The organism is Neoaquamicrobium sediminum, from assembly GCF_013240295.1.
Lineage (GTDB): Bacteria > Pseudomonadota > Alphaproteobacteria > Rhizobiales > Rhizobiaceae > Aerobium > Aerobium sediminum.
Window position 1 is genome coordinate 1,918,199 of record NZ_JABETK010000002.1, and the last position, 18,236, is coordinate 1,936,434.

The 18,236-nt window shown below is 62.4% G+C and carries 16 protein-coding genes and 2 pseudogenes; 5 read left to right on the plus strand and 13 right to left on the minus strand.

All coding sequences use genetic code 11. The annotated features are described in order from the left end of the window. Positions 1-2 precede the first annotated feature (2 nt). Complete coding sequence (gene modB, locus HK436_RS21240) at positions 3-671, plus strand: molybdate ABC transporter permease subunit (RefSeq protein WP_173192949.1); 669 nt, start codon at positions 3-5, stop codon at positions 669-671. Beyond that, a complete protein-coding gene (modC, locus tag HK436_RS21245) occupies positions 671-1,765 on the plus strand; it encodes a molybdenum ABC transporter ATP-binding protein (protein ID WP_173192951.1) in 1,095 nt (364 codons plus the stop codon). Before modB ends, modC begins: the two co-directional genes overlap by 1 nt. A 13-nt stretch (positions 1,766-1,778) precedes the next feature. On the opposite strand, the gene HK436_RS21250 is transcribed toward modC, so the two are convergent. The 4 genes from HK436_RS21250 to HK436_RS21265 are packed head-to-tail and all read right to left on the minus strand — an operon-like array spanning position 1,779 to position 6,083. Then, positions 1,779-3,299 carry a phosphomannomutase/phosphoglucomutase gene (locus tag HK436_RS21250; RefSeq protein ID WP_173192953.1) on the minus strand — a complete coding sequence of 507 codons (1,521 nt, stop codon included), beginning with the start codon at positions 3,297-3,299 and terminating at the stop codon, positions 1,779-1,781. Between the two features lie 23 nt (positions 3,300-3,322). Further along, the gene (locus tag HK436_RS21255) at positions 3,323-3,979 is read right to left on the minus strand and encodes a PIG-L deacetylase family protein (RefSeq protein ID WP_173192955.1); all 657 of its coding nucleotides are present in this window, start codon (positions 3,977-3,979) and stop codon (positions 3,323-3,325) included. Then, positions 3,976-4,791: a sugar phosphate nucleotidyltransferase gene (locus HK436_RS21260; protein WP_173192957.1), complete on the minus strand. Its 816-nt coding sequence runs from the start codon at positions 4,789-4,791 to the stop codon at positions 3,976-3,978. Before HK436_RS21260 ends, HK436_RS21255 begins: the two co-directional genes overlap by 4 nt. Further along, a complete protein-coding gene (locus tag HK436_RS21265; RefSeq protein ID WP_173192959.1) occupies positions 4,788-6,083 on the minus strand; it encodes a class I SAM-dependent methyltransferase in 1,296 nt (431 codons plus the stop codon). Before HK436_RS21265 ends, HK436_RS21260 begins: the two co-directional genes overlap by 4 nt. A gap of 311 nt (positions 6,084-6,394) precedes the next feature. Between HK436_RS21265 and rfbC the strand changes: the two genes are divergently transcribed. After that, on the plus strand, positions 6,395-6,934 hold the full coding sequence (gene rfbC / locus HK436_RS21270) for a dTDP-4-dehydrorhamnose 3,5-epimerase (RefSeq protein WP_173192961.1): 540 nt from the start codon (positions 6,395-6,397) through the stop codon (positions 6,932-6,934). Positions 6,935-6,941: 7 nt separating this feature from the next. On the opposite strand, the pseudogene HK436_RS21275 reads toward rfbC, so the two are convergent. Both HK436_RS21275 and HK436_RS21280 read right to left on the minus strand, forming a co-directional pair. Further along, positions 6,942-8,260 (minus strand): annotated as a pseudogene (locus HK436_RS21275) (DUF4910 domain-containing protein). Positions 8,261-8,272: 12 nt separating this feature from the next. Then, entirely contained in the window at positions 8,273-9,340 is a 1,068-nt protein-coding gene (locus HK436_RS21280) for an NAD-dependent epimerase/dehydratase family protein (protein WP_173192963.1), read from the minus strand. Between the two features lie 236 nt (positions 9,341-9,576). Here HK436_RS21280 and HK436_RS21285 point away from each other — a divergent pair, with 236 nt between their 5' ends. Next, a complete protein-coding gene (locus tag HK436_RS21285) occupies positions 9,577-10,299 on the plus strand; it encodes a class I SAM-dependent methyltransferase (protein ID WP_173192965.1) in 723 nt (240 codons plus the stop codon). 2 nt (positions 10,300-10,301) lie between these two features. Here HK436_RS21285 and HK436_RS33645 read toward each other — a convergent pair whose 3' ends face one another. The 5 genes and pseudogenes from HK436_RS33645 to HK436_RS21305 form a co-directional block, all read right to left on the minus strand. Beyond that, entirely contained in the window at positions 10,302-10,553 is a 252-nt protein-coding gene (locus HK436_RS33645; RefSeq protein WP_244649294.1) for a putative collagen-binding domain-containing protein, read from the minus strand. A 63-nt stretch (positions 10,554-10,616) separates the two neighbouring features. After that, positions 10,617-11,171, minus strand: a pseudogene (locus HK436_RS33650) (apiosidase-like domain-containing protein); the annotation flags it as partial. Beyond that, positions 11,065-11,721: an apiosidase-like domain-containing protein gene (locus HK436_RS33655; protein ID WP_376769182.1), complete on the minus strand. Its 657-nt coding sequence runs from the start codon at positions 11,719-11,721 to the stop codon at positions 11,065-11,067. The pseudogene HK436_RS33650 and the gene HK436_RS33655, both read right to left, overlap by 107 nt. Further along, on the minus strand, positions 11,618-12,976 hold the full coding sequence (locus HK436_RS21300) for a glutamate-1-semialdehyde 2,1-aminomutase (protein WP_173192971.1): 1,359 nt from the start codon (positions 12,974-12,976) through the stop codon (positions 11,618-11,620). Before HK436_RS21300 ends, HK436_RS33655 begins: the two co-directional genes overlap by 104 nt. Then, on the minus strand, positions 12,977-14,197 hold the full coding sequence (locus HK436_RS21305) for a glycosyltransferase family 4 protein (protein WP_173192979.1): 1,221 nt from the start codon (positions 14,195-14,197) through the stop codon (positions 12,977-12,979). A gap of 276 nt (positions 14,198-14,473) precedes the next feature. Here HK436_RS21305 and HK436_RS21310 point away from each other — a divergent pair, with 276 nt between their 5' ends. Next, the gene (locus HK436_RS21310; protein WP_173192988.1) at positions 14,474-15,715 is read left to right on the plus strand and encodes a polysaccharide pyruvyl transferase family protein; all 1,242 of its coding nucleotides are present in this window, start codon (positions 14,474-14,476) and stop codon (positions 15,713-15,715) included. Between the two features lie 8 nt (positions 15,716-15,723). Here HK436_RS21310 and HK436_RS21315 read toward each other — a convergent pair whose 3' ends face one another. Further along, entirely contained in the window at positions 15,724-16,728 is a 1,005-nt protein-coding gene (locus HK436_RS21315; protein WP_173192990.1) for a glycosyltransferase family A protein, read from the minus strand. Then, complete coding sequence (locus HK436_RS21320; RefSeq protein WP_173192992.1) at positions 16,725-18,233, minus strand: oligosaccharide flippase family protein; 1,509 nt, start codon at positions 18,231-18,233, stop codon at positions 16,725-16,727. Before HK436_RS21320 ends, HK436_RS21315 begins: the two co-directional genes overlap by 4 nt. Positions 18,234-18,236: the final 3 nt, after the last annotated feature.

Sequence of the window (18,236 nt, forward strand, 5' to 3'; positions counted from 1 at the left end):
CAGTGGACTGGACAGCGCTTTGGCTGTCGCTTCGCCTGGCTGGCTGGACGGTCCTGATCCTGTTGCCGCTGTCGATCCTGCTGGGGCGATTGCTGGCCTATCGAAGGTTTCGCGGCAAAGGCTTCACGGAAGCTCTGATCATGCTGCCGCTGGTGATGCCGCCGACGGTATTCGGCTTCTATCTGCTCGTCGCTTTCGGGGCGAACAGCCCGGTCGGCGGGATATGGCAATCGCTGGTCGGTCGGCAACTGGTCTTTTCCTTCGAGGGGCTGGTGCTGGCGTCAGTCGTGCTCAATCTCCCCTTTGCCATCCAGCCGGCCCAGCGCGGTTTCGAGGCAATTCCGACAGAAGTGCGGGAGGCGGCACAGTGCTGCGGCCTCTCCCCGCTTCGCTCGCTGTTGAAGGTCGAGCTTCCGCTTGCCTGGCCTGGCCTGCTGACGGCCATGGTGCTGACCTTCGCGCACACGCTCGGCGAGTTCGGCGTCGTGCTTATGGTCGGCGGCTCCATTCCCGGCGAAACCAAGACGATCGCGATCGCCATCTACGACCGGGTCCAGGCCTTCGACGATCAGTCTGCCGCCATCATGTCGGCAGTGCTGCTGGCGATTTCGCTCGCCACCATCTCACTCACCTTCTGGCTTTCGGCGCGTGTCGGGCGGAGGCTCGGCTGATGGCGCTGGACATGTCAGCGAAGGCGGCAGGGCCGATCCCTCTGGATGTTTCCTTTCGCGTGGCACCCGGCGAACTGATGGCGCTTGTCGGCCATTCAGGGTCCGGCAAGACCACGATCCTGCGCTCGATCGCAGGCTTGTGGACGCCCGCGCACGCAAACATCTCGGTCAGCGGCGAGCCATGGCTGGACACGGAAACCGGGGTCGATCTTCCTGCACATCGCAGGCGCGTCGGCATCGTCTTCCAGTCCTATGCGCTCTTTCCGCACATGAGCGCCCTGGCAAACGTTGTGGCGGCGATGGGTCATGTCCCGCGGCGGGATAAGGTCGACAAGGCAATGGAACTGCTGTCGCTGGTAAACCTTCCCGGCCTGGAGCATCGCAAACCGGCCGCGCTGTCAGGCGGCCAGCAACAACGCGTGGCGCTTGCCCGCGCGCTGGCGCGCGAACCGGCGGCACTGCTGCTCGACGAGCCGTTTTCGGCCGTCGACCGCGCGACACGCCAGATTCTCTACCGCGAACTGCGCGCGCTGCGCTCGCATCTCAGGATGCCGACCGTGCTCGTGACGCATGACCTGGAAGAGGCCCGCGAACTGGCCGACCGTATCGTCGTGATCGAGCACGGCCGCCTTGTGCGAACCGGCACCACAGCGGAGATCATGTTCGACCCGGCGGCATTGCGCGCGATGGGCCTGCGCGATCTCGTTTCCGTGCTGCCCGCGGCGGTCGAGGCGCATGAGCATGACGGCCTGACGCGGCTTTCCACGCCGGCGGGCCAGATCTGGCTGCCCGGGCTGGATGCAAGCCCCGGCGCGCGTGTTCAGGTTCGCATCCACGCGCACGAAGTCATCGTTGCGCGCCAGCGCCCGCAGGAAATCTCGGCGCTCAATGTGTTGCCTGCTGTCGTGAAGGGATTGGCCGAGGGCGACGGTCCAGGGGCAGTGGTGCGGCTCGACCTTGCCGGCCACGAGCTGCTGGCGCGCATTACGGCCCGGTCGGTCCATGCACTCTCACTCGAAGAAGGAGCGCCCTGCTTCGCCATCCTGAAATCGATGGCGGTGGCGCGCGACGACGTGCAGCACGATGCTTCGTAGGGTAAGGTAGACTTCAGAAAGTCTGATTGTACGGTCCGACCTGGGGATGGCGGCGCAGGACCATATCGACAGCGTCGAACATGGCCCGCCTGCGCTCGCCCGAGACGGGGCTTTCCACGACCACGACGATCTCCGGCTTGTTGGACGAAGCCCGCACGAGCCCCCAGGTGCCATCGTCAAGCACTATGCGAATGCCGTTGACGGTGATCAGTTCGCGCACCGAACCGCCGCCGATCATCTCGCCGTTGCGCGCAGCATCTCCGACCTGCCGGCTGACGGCGCTGACGACGTCGTATTTCTCTCCGTCGTCGCAATGCGCCGACATGGTCGGCGTGCCGTAGGTGACGGGCAACTCGTCATAGAGGCGCGACAGGCTTGGGGCGCCCTCGCGGTCAAGCATCCGGCAGACGGTAATCGCGGTCATAAGCCCGTCGTCGTACCCGCGACCGATCGGCTCCCCGAAGAAGAAGTGACCGGACTTCTCGAAGGCGGCGATGGCACCCGTTTCACTCATCCGCCGCTTGATATGCGAATGGCCGGTCTTCCAGTATTCAGTCGCGGCGCGGTTCTCGCGCAACAGCGGATCCTCCTTGAACAGGCCCGTGGACTTCACATCGACGACGAAGCGCGAGCCGGGATGCTGCACGGCGATGTCGCGCGCAATCATCAGGCCGATCTTGTCGGCGAATATCTCCCGCCCCGTATCGTCGACCACGCCGCAACGGTCTCCGTCGCCGTCGAAGCCGAACCCGAGATCCGCACCGGTGCGCAGCACCTCGTCGCGGATGGCATGCAGCATCCTCATGTCTTCGGGATTCGGATTGTAGCGCGGGAAGCCGTGGTCGAGTTCGACGTCGAGGGGAACGACCTCGCAGCCGATACGCTCAAGAAGCTCCGGGGCAAAGGCGCCCGCGGTACCGTTGCCGCATGCCGCCACCACCTTCAGGCGCCGCTCCAGCGTTATCCGTCCGGCAAGATCGTCAAGGTAGCGCTGCCGCATGCCCGATACGGCCACATATGCACCTCCGGGCACCGGCTCTCCCGCGCCCGAAAGAACGATGTCGCGCAATGCGGACATCTCGTTGACGCCGAACGTCAGCGGCGGCTCTACGCCCATCTTGACGCCGGTCCAGCCATTTTCGTTATGCGACGCAGTCACCATGGCCACGGACGGCACTCCAAGCGCGAACTGCGCGAAATACGCCATCGGCGACAGCGCCAGCCCAATGTCGTGCACGCGTATGCCAGCCGTGATCAGACCCAGCGTCAGCGCCTGCTTTACGGACTGTGAGTAGGAGCGGAAGTCGTGCCCGGTGACGATCTCAGGCGGCTTGCCCATGCGGCGCATGAGGGTGCCGAGACCGAGGCCCAGCGCCTGCAGGCCTGGCAGGTTTATCTCTGGCTCGACATCCGAGCCCGGATAGCCGAACCACCAGCGCGCATCGTATTCGCGAAAGCCGGACGGCTTGACGAGAGGCATGGTCTCGAACGCGACGCTGTTGCGCTCCAGCCGATCTGCGGGCTTGCCGAACATGAGACCCTCCCCACCGCCAGCCGCTAGAAGACTACGGTTGCCTTGCGCATGTGAAACGCTTCCGCATAGCGTTCGGGAGCACGACACTCCATTCCCCGCAACCGCGCAAGCCCGCGGAACGTTTCCTCGTCGAACCAGTCCTTCGAGCGTTGCGTCGCGAAGTGGCAGGACAGGAGATCGATCTTGCGATCCATCGCGTCCCTGCTGAGCGGTACGTAGACATTGGGACGCCCGACGTCGCCATCCCATTTCGGTATCTCGTATTCCAGGATGACCTGGTCACGAAACACGTTCCAGGTCAGCAGGCTGATCTCGCGATGATCCTGATGGGCGTCGTCGCGCGTATGCGTGAAGATCACGTCGGGCACGACGGTGTCGCGGATCTCGGTCATCCACTGCTTGATCGACATGCTCTGCGACGGGAAATAGCTGTCCTCGAAATTGCCGAAATGCGTGTGGCGCTCGACCTGGGGACCAAGAAACGCATTGGCTGACGCCTCGGCCTCGTCCGCGCGAATGCCGTTGGCGCTGCACACGCACCAGAAAACCCGCAATGGCCGGTCGGCCGCTACCATGGAGATGAGCGTGCCGCCGAGCCCGATCTCTATGTCGTCGGAGTGCGCGCCGAGGCACAAAACGGTCAACGGCTCGTTGCCGCGTGTGAGTTCCAGCGACCTCATGGCAATGCGAGCTCGAGCCTCTTCGAGGCAGCCGGCGCAATCGTGTGGCGCTTCCAGGGCATCTCGCCGCGCTCGACCATCTCTTCCAGCGCCTGCCAGTCGCGCAGCGTGTCCATCGACCGCCAGAACCCCTCATGCTTGTAGGCCATGAGCTTGTCCTCCCGGATCAGCCGCTCGAACGGTTCCAGCACGAGTTCCTCGCCCTCGCGCATGTAGTCGAATATCTCGCGGCGGAAGAGGAAGTATCCGCCGTTGATCCAGATGTCCGACCGATCGGAAGTCCTGAACTCGACCACCCGGCCGTCTTCCGCAATATCGGCCAGGTGATAGGTCAGCGGCGGGCGAACGGCCAGGAAACAGGCAAGCTTGTCGCTGGCCTTGAAACGCCGGACCATGTCGTCGAGGTCGACGTCGCACAGTCCGTCACTGTAATTGGCGAGGAACATATCCTCGGTTTCGACCATCTCGCGCACCGCCCACAGACGCTCGCCGATCTTGCGCCAGATGCCGGTGTCGATCAGCGCGATACGCCAGTCGGTGGGGATATCGCCGAGATATTCAACCTGCCGTCCGCCAGCCGACACCACGCAGTCGGCAAAGGACTGCGGCCTCAGGTTGAGGAAGAAATCCTTGATGACGTTCGCCTTGTAGCCGAGACACAGGACGAAATCCTGGTGCCCGTAATCTGAATAGTACTGCATGACGTGATGGAGGATCGGCTGTTGCCCCAGCGGGATCATCGGCTTGGGCACACCTTCCTTGTACTCGCGGATGCGGGTCCCGAGACCGCCGCAGAAAAGAACGACTTTCATCTTGCGAACTCCGTAGGCGATGCAACGCGCACATTGGGGATTGGCACGACGAGCTTCGCGCCCCAGCCGGCGACATAGCTCAGCTGCTGAGCGATCTCGTGCCGCAGGTTCCACGGCAGGATCAGGATGTAGTCCGGCCGCGCCTCTTCGATCGCCTCGACCGGCAGGATCGGTATGTGCATGCCGGGCGTATAGCGACCATGCTTGTAGGGGTTGCGATCGACCGTGAAGCGCAGCAGGTCGGGACCGATGCCGCAATAGTTGAGCAAAGTGTTGCCCTTGCCGGGGGCGCCATAGCCGCAGACGACCTTGCCTTCGCTCTGTGCGGTCAGCAGGAACGAGAGGATGTCGCGCTTCGCCCGCTGGGCGCTGGCCGCAAACGAGGTGTAGGTTTCCATCCGGTCGAAACCGAGTTCGCGCTCCCGCGCCTCAAGTTCACCGACGGCTGGACCGACGTCGTGCGCCGAGTCGGCATGCGCGAGATAGACGCGCAGCGAACCGCCATGGGTCGGCAGCTTCTCGACGTCGAACACTTTAAACCGGTGGCGTCGCGCCATCTCCTGGATAGTCAGCAGCGAGAAGTAGGAAAAGTGCTCGTGATAGATCGTGTCGAACTGGTTTTCGGCGATCAGTCGTTCGAGGTGCGGAAACTCGAGCGTGACCGCACCCTCCGGGTTCAGCAGCAGCTTGATGCCGGCGACGAAATCATTGAGGTCGGGCACCTGCGCGAGCACATTGTTGCCGATGATGAGATCGGCACCCGTGCCTTCCTCGATCAACTGGCGCGCCAGCCGCACACCGAAGAAGTCGACGCGGGTAGGAATGCCCTTGTCGATCGCGACCTGCGCGACATTGGCGGCCGGCTCGATACCAAGCACCGGTACACCCAGCGCGCCAAAGTGTTGGAGAAGATAGCCGTCATTGCTGGCAAGCTCGACGGCGAGATGGTTGCCGCACAGCCCGAGCCTGTCGGTGATCGCTTCGCAATAGGCCTTGGCGTGCGCGACCCAGCTCGTCGAATAGGACGAGAAATAGGCGTATTCGGTGAAGATCGCGTCCGGGCTGACATACTCCTTAAGCTGAACAAGGAAGCACTTGTCGCACACCTGCACGTGCAGCGGATAATGGACTTCCGGTTCGTCGAGCTGCTCCGCCGTCCGGAAATCCTCGCAGGGAGGCGACATGCCGAGATCGACGAACGTTGCCGACAAAGGCGAGCCGCAGAGCCTGCAACTGGCGGCCGGATGAACCGACGAAACTCGATACGTGGTCTCCACCGCCTGATAATTCATCGCGTCTCTCCAGCTATCGACTCTGCGGTTTCGGGAAAAGCGGATGACATCAGGTTGCATGTCCCCGCCAAGCCTGGATTGAACGATACGAGCCGGCCTCCGCGAAGCCGAGACCGCAGAATGGGCAAACGCATCCCCCAATGGAGTAGGCGGGCTAAGGTTGAGGCCGAACCCGGCCTGCCCTTGGCTATGCGAGATGCCGCGATACCCCGTTCGTAGAACCGACACGACCGACATCAGCCGAAAGCGTGTTTTGCATCACGCGCCCGCACACCCGATCATCGCCGCATAAGAACAGCGTGGGCGAGATCATGAAATTCATCGAAACGCAGTTTAATGGGGCCTGGATCGTCGAACCAGAACCGTTCCGGGATGACCGGGGCACCTTTACCCGCACATTTTGCTCAAAAGCGTTTGAGAGCCGTGGGCTCGAACATCGCTTCGTGCAGCACAACCACTCCTACTCGGTAAAGAAGGGGACACTCCGCGGCCTGCACTTCCAGCGGGAGCCGCATGCCGAAACGAAGCTCGTTTCGTGCATCAACGGCGCTGTGCTCGATGTAATCGTCGACATGCGTCCCGGATCCAGCACCAGATGGCAATGGCTTGCGGTCGAGCTTTCGGCCGTCAACCGCCGGCTCCTCTATGTGCCGAAGGGCTTCGCGCAGGGCTTCATCACGCTCGCAGACCATTGTCTGGTCAACTACCTGATGTCGACCTACTACGTGCCGGATGCGGCGTGTGGCCTTCGGTTCGACGATCCCTTCCTCGGCATCGAATGGCCTGCCCGGCCGACGACCCTTTCGGACCGGGACCGCGCATGGCCTCTCCTCGAAATGACGGAAGCCTGACGGGTAACTAGCCCGGACGCAGCAGATCGTGCTCGCGCAACCTGCGCGCTGCTTCGATGATCTGCGAAAATGGCAGACCCGAGCGCTCGGCCATGTCGATCAGCGAGTGCCGGCCATCCGCCAGGTTCAGCACCCACAACATCGGCATGGTGGAATGGCCTCCCGACGAAGGGCCTCCTACCGACGCGTAGAGCCCCCGGCGCCCCAGTTGCGGCTCGCCCTTCGGGTTCAGGCTGACCGGAATCCAATCCTCTTCCAGAATGTCGATTGCATCAGTGACGATGCGATAGGAGCGCGCAAGGTGCTCGGGACGGATGAAATCCAGATTGTCCGCCGAAGTGTGGTATTCGGGAAAAGTGCCAAAGGCGCTGTTCTGAAACAGACCGAACGGCATGTCGAAGCCCGGTGAACAGAACTGCCGCTCGTCATAGCCATAAGGCGAGAACGGCACGGATCGCGCCTGCTCGCCCTCGCCCGCCAAAATGTGCGTCATGACGCGATCGATGACCGCATTGTCGCGTCGGCTGCGCTTGTAGGTCGGGCCTCCCCGTCACCCACGCAGGACACTGCAATGCCGTGCTTGACCCTGCCGACCCGGCCCTCGTTCGCCGACAGCCAGGCCAACGGGCCGAGTGTGCCGGGCGCGAACAGAAAGCGGTAGGTGTAGCGCGTGTCGCGGCCGCGCATTGCGTTCGCCAACATCGCCAGCAGCGCCAAGCCCGAACAATTGTCGTTGGCAAGCGATGGATGGCAAATGTGCGTGGTCAGAAGGATCTCATCCTCGGTGCGGCCGCGATGAATGTATTCGCCATAGTCGAGCTGGCCGTCCTTGAGCTCGGAATCGATGCAGACCTCATAAACGGCGTCCGGAAGAGACATGAGTTTGGTGTGGCTCATGCAGAAGCCCCATGTTCGACCATAATAGGACGTCCGGTAAGGGATCAGGTCGGGCTGATCGGGTAGCGTGAAGACATGGCGCTTCAGCTCAGCCAGATCGATCAGGCGCCGGATCGGCATGCTGTAGCCGACGACGTGCAGATTGGACGCGGAAAAGTCGAGGACGCGTTTTCCATCTGGCGCCTTGATGAACGCATCCCTGATGGTCCATTCCGGAGGCACGACCCAATCGAAGAGCGGCGTACCGGTGGCGACAGCACGGCGCTGCAGTTCGACGGTCTGCGCCAGAACATCAAGCGTATCTCGCACCCCCTGCCCGGTCAGACTGCGGCAGATGGGAAAGAGACTGCTGGCAAGCTCGTACATGGCTTGACCGACGTCGGTCTCGCCGGCGCCGGTCATATTCGAATCGAGGACACGAACTTCCATCGCTTGCGGCGATCAATCGACAAGTGACAGTGTCTTGCCGACCCTGGCTTTTTCCGTGTGACGCAATTCGCTGTCGATGACACCATCGCGCATGAGCTGTTTTATGTGAGCAATGCGCTGGAAGCGCGGCCCCTCGAAATCGTCGCGCGACACGCCGGACTGCGAGAAGGCGGCGTAGAGTTCCTTCGCACCCGCTTCGGCATCCCATTGCGGCCGCGCCGCCGGCAAGACCGTGGCGAGCTTCTCGAAACTGACACGATAGGAACGCGTATCCGGACCGGCACCTTCGGCATAGTCCACCCGGCAACCTGGAACCACGCTCGCGACAATTTCGGCGATCTCGCTGATGCGGTAGTTGTGGGCGGTGGTGCCGACATTGAATGCCTGGGCGTGGACCTTGTCCGTCGGCGCAACGAGCCCGGCCGCGAATGCACGGGCAATGTCCTGCGCATGAACGATCGGGCGCCATGGCGTGCCATCGGATTTCAGGAAGATGCTGCCGTCGGCGACAGCGCCGGCCACGAGATTGTTGAGCACGATGTCGAACCGGATGCGTGGCGACATGCCATAGGCCGTCGCCGGCCGGAAGAAGACGGGACAGAAGTCGGCATCGGCCAGCTTGGTGATGTCGCGTTCGGCGAGGACCTTCGACCAGCCATAGGGCGTCACCGGGCGCAGCGCACCAGTCTCGTCGATCAGCTCTGCAGTCGACTGGCCGTAATTGCTGCAGGACGACGCAAACAGGAAGCGGCGCACACCCGCTTCCTTGGCCATGCACGCTACATGCACGCTGCCGCGATGATTGATGTCGTAGGTCACGTTGGGATTGAGGTTGCTCAGCGGATCGTTGGACAACGCGGCTAGATGAATGACCGCATCCTGCCCCTCGAAATCTTCCGGTACGGCATCGCGGACATCCTTGCGGATATGCGGCACTGCCGCCTGCGTGCCGCCTCTGTCGTAGGTGCATCTCTCGTACAGGTCGGAATCGAGGCCGGTAACCGTGTGCCCCGCCTCGAGCAGGTGCGGCACCATCACGGATCCGAGATAGCCTTTGTGGCCGGTAACAAGCACGCGCATCGCATATATCCGTTTTCAGCGTTTCGGTTGCTGCAAGGCTAGCCTCTTCGCCCGCCACGCAACGAGGTCGCCGAAAGGATGAATGCGGCGGGTGATGGTGGCCTGGCATCACCCGTTGGGAGGTATACTGACCGTTCGTTGGCGGTCGGCTTCCATGCCAAGGATGATTTCGCCACTTCGACACCATCTTCGACCTGTGCGTATCGTCATGAGACATTTCTCTTGGACATATGACAATGACAGCGCAGCCGCCGCTCAACCTGCAACGGAAGTTCTGGGACAGTTGGGCCGCCATTTCGGGCGACAAGGGATACGAGGAAATATCGGCGCGTCAGGCCAGAATCGTTTGCGACTGGCTCTCATCGCTCGACGTCACCAATATGAAGCTGCTCGAAGTCGGATGTGGCACCGGGTGGCTTTGCCCTCGGCTTGCAGCGTTCGGCAACGTCACGGCAACCGATCTGTCGCCGACGCAGATCGAAACCGCCCGAACTTTGTTCCCACAGGTCCGTTTCCTCGCGGGGGACTTCATGACACTGGAACTGGAGCCGGAGCAGTTCGACGCTGTCGTCACTCTCGAAGTTCTGGCTCACGTTGCCGACCAGCAGGCATTTGTCGAGCGCATCGCGAGATTGCTGAAACCCAACGGCTTGTTGATGCTCGCGACTCAGAACCGCCCGGTGCTCGAGCGATACAACCGGATCGAACCGCCTGGGCCGGGGCAGATCAGACGATGGGTCGACGCCCGCGAATTGACCGCCCTGCTCTCCCGTTCCTTCCGGATACTCGAACTGAAGTCGGTGACGCCGAGAGCCAATCGAGGTGTCATGCGCCTGCTGAACTCACGCAAGATCAACTATCCGGTCCGGGCTCTCTTCGACGACAGGTTCGAACGGTTCAAGGAGCGGCTCGGCCTTGGCTGGACGCTTTTGGCGCTCGCGCGAAAAGTGTCGCCTTAGAGCTATTCTCCTGCCGAAACGAGCAGGACCCAGTCTGCGAAGCCTGCCCGGTTTTGTTGTGCCGGTGGCGCTACTGCGACAGGTCTTCCCTGGTCGGGCGAAACCGCGGTCGGCTGCCCCATCACTCCAGCCGAGGGGTCGTACCACCGTATGCTCAGTCTTTCGGCACCGAACTTGGAGGGGTCGATCTCGACGCCAGTCGGCGCCACCAGATAGGAAATCGACCAGCTTCGGTCGGGAGCGACCGCCGTCATCAGCCGGCCTCCCGCTGCTTGGATCGGGCCATCCGCCAAAGCAGGCTCAAGCGTCCACCACGCGATCCCATCGAACAGCGTTTTCAGATGTGTCATGCTTTCCGCGCCGCGGCTCGCGAGCGCCTCGCGCCACGTCTCCTCGACGGAGTAGATACCGGGTCCGCTGAAATGCCATATGGGATTGTTGCCGAACACCTGTCCCGCCGCACCGCCGAGAAGAGCGCCATAGGCGATTTCACGCAGCGATTGCTCGCTCGAGTCGTGTTCGCCTTCGTATACCCCCTCCAGCAGCAGCAGAGGTCGGCCCAGCTCCATCTGGTATCTTTCAAGAACCTGGCGATGCACATCGGAATAGGAATAGATCGTCTCGATGTCCATCCAGTCGGCATTCCGCCACACCTGCGCAGGGATCGAGTCCGGCGCTCCGTGCGCGGCAGCCAGAGCGCTATCGCCCCCGGCCCGCAGGCCATCGATCACCGCCTCGACAAGCGACGGGTCGGCCGGATCGTAGTCACCGCCGTGTAGCCATATGATGTTGCCGAGCCCACGAAAATGCTCGGCCAGATACCGGCCGTAGGCTTCGAGTTTCTCCGTGCCGGCAGCCTGCATCTGCGCATACCAGCCTTCTTCGCCCCCCGAAGCCGAGATAGGCGGGCGTCAGCAGCACGACGAAGCCCTCCTCCCGCGCCCGCGACAAAACCCATCGCGCATGATCGAAAAAGGCATCGTTCGGCTCGAAGGGCCGCCCCTCGGCGAACGGAAGATTGCCATAGGCATTTGCCGGCGCGTTGCTGGCGAATTTGTGCTCGATGAGCGACACGACGAGTGTATTGAAGCCACGCGACCGACGGTCCGCGAGATAGACTTCAACCTCCTCCCTGGTCAGTTCCGCAATCAGCGACCACGCGGTATCGCCGTGCAGGAGGAAGGGGCGGTCGTCTGCATCGACGAGGTAGCTCCCTCCGTCATTGATGCGAAGCGGGAAAGTGGTCGCCCACGCGGCCGAAGCCGTCGCGAGCAGCAAAACCGATACGAAAATGGCACGCAGGGTCGCCGGCATTCCGTTATCTGACGGCCGCAAGCTGCTTGTGCCCCGCCGTAGCAGCACCGTTGAACGCTCTGAAAACCACCTGCGACGGCCGACCGACGAGGTGGCGTTCGACGCCATCTTCAAGCGCCCGCGCGTAGATCTCCAAAGCGGCATCGACGGCTGACACGGTCTCTTCTATTTCCGCGTCACCATGTGTGTAGCTCACCACGAAGGACGGGGCGAGCACGCCACGGCGGATGATCTCCTGCAGGAACAGTGTCCGGAAGGCCTGCGAGGGCCTCCCCGCCCGATCGAGCGTACTGAACGCCAGACAGCAATCGCGACCGACGGCTGCGAAGTGGCTCTCCACCCCTCGCCTTCTCGCGGCGAGCGTTACCCCCTCCCGCAGCCGCCTGCCCTGGCGATAGAGATGTTCGATGACTGGTTCGTCCCGATAGATCTGCATCGTCGCAATCGCCGCCGCCAGCGCATGCGTCTCCGCGCCGTGCGTGGTCGACAGCAGGAACACGCGTGGCCGGTCGACATGGTCGAGCCCGCCCAGCCGCATGATCTCGCGGCGACCGGCGAGCGCCGAGATGGAAAAGCCATTGCCGAGTGCCTTGCCGAAACACGACAGGTCCGGAACGATGCCATACAGCGTCTGGGCGCCGCCCTCATGCCAGCGGAAACCCGTGATCATCTCATCGAGGATCAGCAGCGCGCCGTTGTCCCGGCAGACACGCTGTACCTCATGCAGATAGCCGGCCGGCGGATCATCCCCGCGCGAGGGCTCCATGATGACCGCAGCGATGCGGCCGGGATAGAGCGCGAACAGGGCTTCCACACTCGAGGCATCGCCGTAGCGGAACGTCACGGTGAGCCGCCTGACGGCCTCGGGAATGCCGGCGTTCATCGGCGTGGTGCCGATGAACCAGTCGTCGGTCGAGAAGAACGGATGGTCTGCACAGCAGGCGACCATGTCACGTCCGGTATACGCCCGCGCCAGCCGCACGGCCGCCGAGGTGGCATCGGACCCGTCCTTGCAGAACTTGACCATCTCCGCGCCCTTGACAGTGTCCAGAAACGACTGGGCACATTCGGCCTCAAGCCGGTGCGGCCTCGTGAAATTTGCTCCGTCGCGCATCGCGCGAGCGGCAGCATCGACCACCGGAGCGTAGGCGTGGCCAAGCCCCACGGCACGGTTGCCCATGCCGTACTCGATGTAACGGTTTCCATCCACATCCCAGACGTGACAGCCTTCGCCACGGGCAATGAAACCGGGCGACAGCACGGGGTACTGGTCGTCTCCCTTGGCATAGGTGTGGGCACCGCCGGGAATGAGTTCCGCGGCACGGCTGCGCAACGCGTCGGATCGCGTAAAGTCAGTAATCATCTAGGCAGCATCCCTCGAAGGATTTCGGTACCAGCGTTCGCGTGCAACCCTGAGCCAGTTCTTGACCGGCGCGGGCAGGTAGGTTCGCAGGCCGGCGCGAAGGCCAAGCGGCGTCGCCCATTCGTCCATCGGCAGCGGCAGCGCGATCGTAGGGCGCTGATGCGCTATGTCTTCGATGAGACGCGCATAGCTTCCAGCCATGCGCTTGAGCCCGAACTTGTTCGCCACGCGATGCCGCGCAGCCACGGACATCGTCGCTAGTCGCTCCGGATTGTGCCCAAGCTCGTCGATGCTCCGCGCCGCCGAGCGACAATCACCAATGGGAAACAGAACGCCTGACACGTCGTTTTCAGCGATCGTATCGGTGACGCCGGCAATGTCGGAAACAACAGGCACGCAGCCCGACGCCATTGCCTCCAGCAACGTCAGGCCAAAACCTTCGAAGCGCGAGGGCATCAGCAGCACATCGTGAGAAGCAAGCGTTTCGGGAACCTGATCCGGCGACACGGCGCCGACAAAACTGGTTCTGGCGGCATGGGGTGCCAGCCGCGTTTTCAACGCTTCAAGGTCGGGCCCATCGCCGGCGACCGTCAGCGTGACCGGCTCGGTAATAGCGGCCATGATGTCGGGAAGCCAGAAGACGCCTTTAGACGCGTCCTCGACACGCCCCAGGTAAAGAACCCTCAGCGGCTCTGCGGGCTCGCGGCGTCGTCGTCTATCGGCAATTTCCTCGACCTCCAGCGCATTCGGTATTGCGAAAGTGCGCGAGACGGGAAAACCGTGGCGGACAACCAGGTCGCGCCGGCAGCGCTGCGACACGCCGACAGTGGCGTGGACATGGTCGCGCAGCGCGCGGGCCGCGGCGTATGTGCCGGGCGTGATGTTGTGCACGATCATGATCCGCAGCATGTGCGCAGGCAGGTATCGCGCGAGATTCATCTGCACGCGATCGGCCAGCACATTGACGAAGACACCGTCGAAGCCACGTTCGTGCAAGGCGGCCAGCATGGCCTCTGCCTGCTGCTTCTCGCTGCTGCAACTGTCGGTGTGAAGCAGCACGCCGTTCTCCGAAGTATCGGTCCAGGCGGTGGCCTCGCGCGCGTCATGCGACAGCCCCATCCACTCGACTTCGATGCCGTGTGCCCGCAGACCCTTCCGAAGTTGCCGAAAGACCGTGTAGGTACCGCCCAGATGCGGCTTGACGAAATATGCGAGTTTCACGAAATCACCGTCGGGTTTCCATCGCCGGGACGTCGGCGGTGTCGCCTGAATCCGTCGCATGCTAGGCCAAACGCCCCGGCTCGATAGTCGGGTATTGGTGCAAGCTGGCCCTACCCCTTTGTGGTGAGCGCGTGTGCGTGCGGCTTAGGCATGGTGCATTGGAGTGGCAGGCCAGCATCCCTGTGTCTGGCGTTTGGTGAACCACCCTCGAAATGCCAACTGTCCTTCGGCAGCCCGCTCGACAGTATGTCACGCAAAAATCCACGAGGGGTGGACATGAAAATCGTGTTGTTCGGGCAGTTCGGCTGCGGAAACACCGGCAACGATGGATCCCTGAAGGCAATGGCGGACCTGCTGCGCGATGCGCGGCCGGACGCCGAGATTGTCTGCGCTTGTCCAAACCCGGCCAATGTGGAGTCCGACCTTGGCATCTCGTCGATCGGAACATCGCGCCCTGTCATGACCGGCAGGGTCGCTTCATTTCTCAATCGTGTGCTGTTGAGGCTTCCCGGCCGCATAATCCACCTGCTGGATCCGATCAGACAATTGAAGGGCGCCGATATGGTTCTCGTCCCGGGGACCGGTTTTCTAGACGACTTTCAGGAGATACCGCGCGGATGGCCGCTGATGATACTGCGCTGGTGCCTTGCGGCACGGCTGGTCGGCGCACGCCTGGCGTTTGTCAGCATCGGCGCCGGCCCCATCCGGCACCCGATGAGCCGCTTCTTCCTCACGGCAGCCGCGCGCCTGTGCCATTACCGCTCCTACAGGGACATCCAGTCGCGCGATTTCATGGTGGAATTGGGCATCGGTCGCGGTACGGATCAGGTCTGTCCCGATCTGGCCTTTGCCCTTGCACCGCCTCCGGCAAAGCCGAGGCCCGTCCGGGATGTTTTGACCGTCGGTGTGGGCGTCATGGCCTATTCGGGCTGGGTCAATCGCGGGGCCAACTCCGAGGAGATTTACGACCTCTATATGGGTAAGATCGTGTCCTTCATCGGGTGGCTCCTGGAAAAGGGGCACGACGTTCGGCTGCTGACCGGCGACATCATGGATCAGCGCGCCGTGTGGCACGCGCTGGAGCGCCTGCAGGCAACGCTATCTCCCGAGCTCACATCAGCCCTCATCGTCGAGCCGACGACAACGCTTTTCGAGCTCATGCGCCAGATCGCGCTGACAGACGTTGTCGTCGCCAGCAGGTTCCACAACGTCGTCTGCGCTATCAAGCTGAAGCGGCCGTTGATCTCTCTCGGCTATGCCGAAAAGAACGAAGCGCTGCTGCGGCAGATCGGCCTTTATGGCTTCTCGCAGCACATCGAGCATTTCGATCTTGATTTGTTGAAGCAGCAATTCATGCGCGCATCGGCCGAGCGTGTCGAGATCGCTGACCGGATGGCCATCGTCACTTCAGGCTACATGAAACGCCTGATCGCACAGCGAGACGCTGTACTTGAATTGCTGCCATCGCCTCCCGAGCGGGAAGTGGAACTCGCGCCAGGTGCGCCCTCGTCTCGCTGATCATGGCATCAACCGCGGGCCGACTGCACACCGCCAGCCGTCAGGGATCGCAATGTTGCGGCGATACGCTCCATGGCATCGCCTCTGGTCATCAGGCTTCCCACAGGAGGCAGCACCGCAAACGAAGGACGCCTGCTTAAGGCGAAGCGGATGAGATTGGCTACCCCCGGTTCCCGCCGAACAAAGTGGGAAACCGCGCACCAGTAGGCCCGCGCCGCCAGGCTGTTTACCGCAAGCCTCCTGAGCCTTTCCGCTTGAGCCAGATTTGCGCCCGGCCCGGCGAAGAAAACGTTGAAGGCCCGCTCCATCTCGACGTTCCACATATGGACGTCGCGAACCGCGGACGATTTGTTTTCACCGTGGATACGGGAGATGACCTGCGTGGCGTCGACCTGCGCGACATCGCCTATGGCGGCGAAACGCATCCACAACTCGACGTCATCGGTATGGGTGAGCTCGGCGCGATAGTGTCCCACACGTTTTTGCGTGCTTGTCCGCACGACCACGGCCGGACCGGCAACCGGATTGCGACCGGTTCGACAGAACTCTTCAAGGAAGTCGCCGCCTGCCATCACCTGATAGCCTTCTGCGGCTCCATCCGTCGATGCAAGAGAGGCCTCGTCGTCGCCCATGACGAACCGCGTGGGCCCGTAAACGAGATTGACATTGCGGTGTCGCTCCATGATCGCGACCGCGCGCGCCAGAGCCCCGGGCGTAAACAAATCGTCGGCGCACAGAACGGCGAAATAATCCGAACGCGCCCAGTCTATGCCTTCATTGAAGGAGGAGGTCGATCCGAGATTTTTGGTGCGGGCTCGCACCTCGATCCGCGGATCCTCGGATGCATGTCGGCGAGCGATCGCGACGCTTTCGTCGGTCGACGCATTGTCGATAACCAGCACCCGCATTCCAGATTCACGGTAAGATCGGATGCTTTGGAGGCACTCGTCCAGGTAACGCGCGTAGTTGTAGCTCGGAACGAGAATGTCGATGCTGGCGATCTTGTTGCTCATGCCTGGCCCGTTCCCTGAAGAACGCCTCTTTCTCCTCCCCTCTCGGCGGAACGGTCCTCCCCGCGCCATATCCATTGCCGCAGTCGAAGCAGATTGAGCATCTCGGAGAGCACGGGATGGCGCGTGAGCAACACGCCCGCCAGCCAGCCGCAGAAGGCTAGAAGCAAGACCGCCCCGAACTCCAGGACGGTGAAATCGAGATCAGGCCGGATCCAGCAGGTGAAACCCACCGGGCATGCCATCGCCGCGACCGTGACGATCGCGCTGCTGCCGATCGCGCCGGCAAGGTCGCGCCAAGTAAACGAAACAGCCTTCCGCGCATAATGAAGCGCGATGATCATTTGCAACGGCAGGGCCACCAACTGGCTCCAGGCCATCGCCGTCAATCCGAACATGCTGGCGCTGCACAGGATGACTGCGGCGCTGGACTTGGCGGTCAGGTTGGAAACGAATGCCGTCTTGTTCTTGCCTGTAGCCATTAGCAGCGGATGGGTAAGTATGACGGGGAAGAAGAAGATGCCCCCAACCGCGACGATCCGGACAAGCGGCACCACCTCCATCCAGGCCGGCCCAAGGATGAGGTTGACGACCGGCCGCGCAAGCAGCGCCATCAAAAGCAGGGCCGGCCAGTAGATCACGCAAATAAGCCTCAACGCATGCAAATACGCGCGCTTGACGTCCCGCCCGTTGCGCACGCCGTCGGCAAGGGCTGGAAAGGCGATCGAGAATACCGAAGACAGCAGCATCTTGTCGGGTATGCCCGAGATCGCATTCATGCGGCTGTAGAGCCCGACATCGGACATCGGCATGAAGCGGCCAAGCACGAGTTGCGGGATCGCCTCGTAGATCTTGTCGACGATGCCTGCCGCGCCCCGGAACCGGCCGAAATCCAGCACGACCCGCCACGCGGAAACTGTCGGCTTCGTCGGCAGGGCGTCTGGATGGATGAAACTCGTCATCAGTGTCGTTGCGCACGCAGCAACGAGATTGCCCCATGCATAGCTCATGAAGCCGAATCCCATCGCCGCGAGGCTGATGGTGGTGATGGCCATCGCCACGATCGAGGCCACGCGGATCCTTGCCGTGTTGCCGAAATCGAGCTCGCGATGCAGCAACGCCACCGCCGGGTAGGACATGGTGTCGATCACGGTTGCCAGGATCATGACGGCGAGAAAAAGCTGCAGCCCTTCCTCGCCATAAAACCGCGACAGCATGGGGGCAGCCAGCATCAGGCCTACCCCCAACATCACGCATGCACAGATGAGTATGGTGCCGGAACTCTGCACCTCCTCCGCATTCACGGCCGGTCGCTGCACGAGGAACTCGGCGGTGAAGAATTCGCGCAAAGAGAAGGTGATGACGCACACACCCAGGCCGACCACGGCGATGCCGATCTCCGCCGGCGTCAAGAGCCGAGAGAGGGTTGCCACGAGCACGAAATTGATGATGAGCGAAAGATACTGCTCAACCGAAGCCATCACGAAGGCACGTCGAACGCGATTCATTAC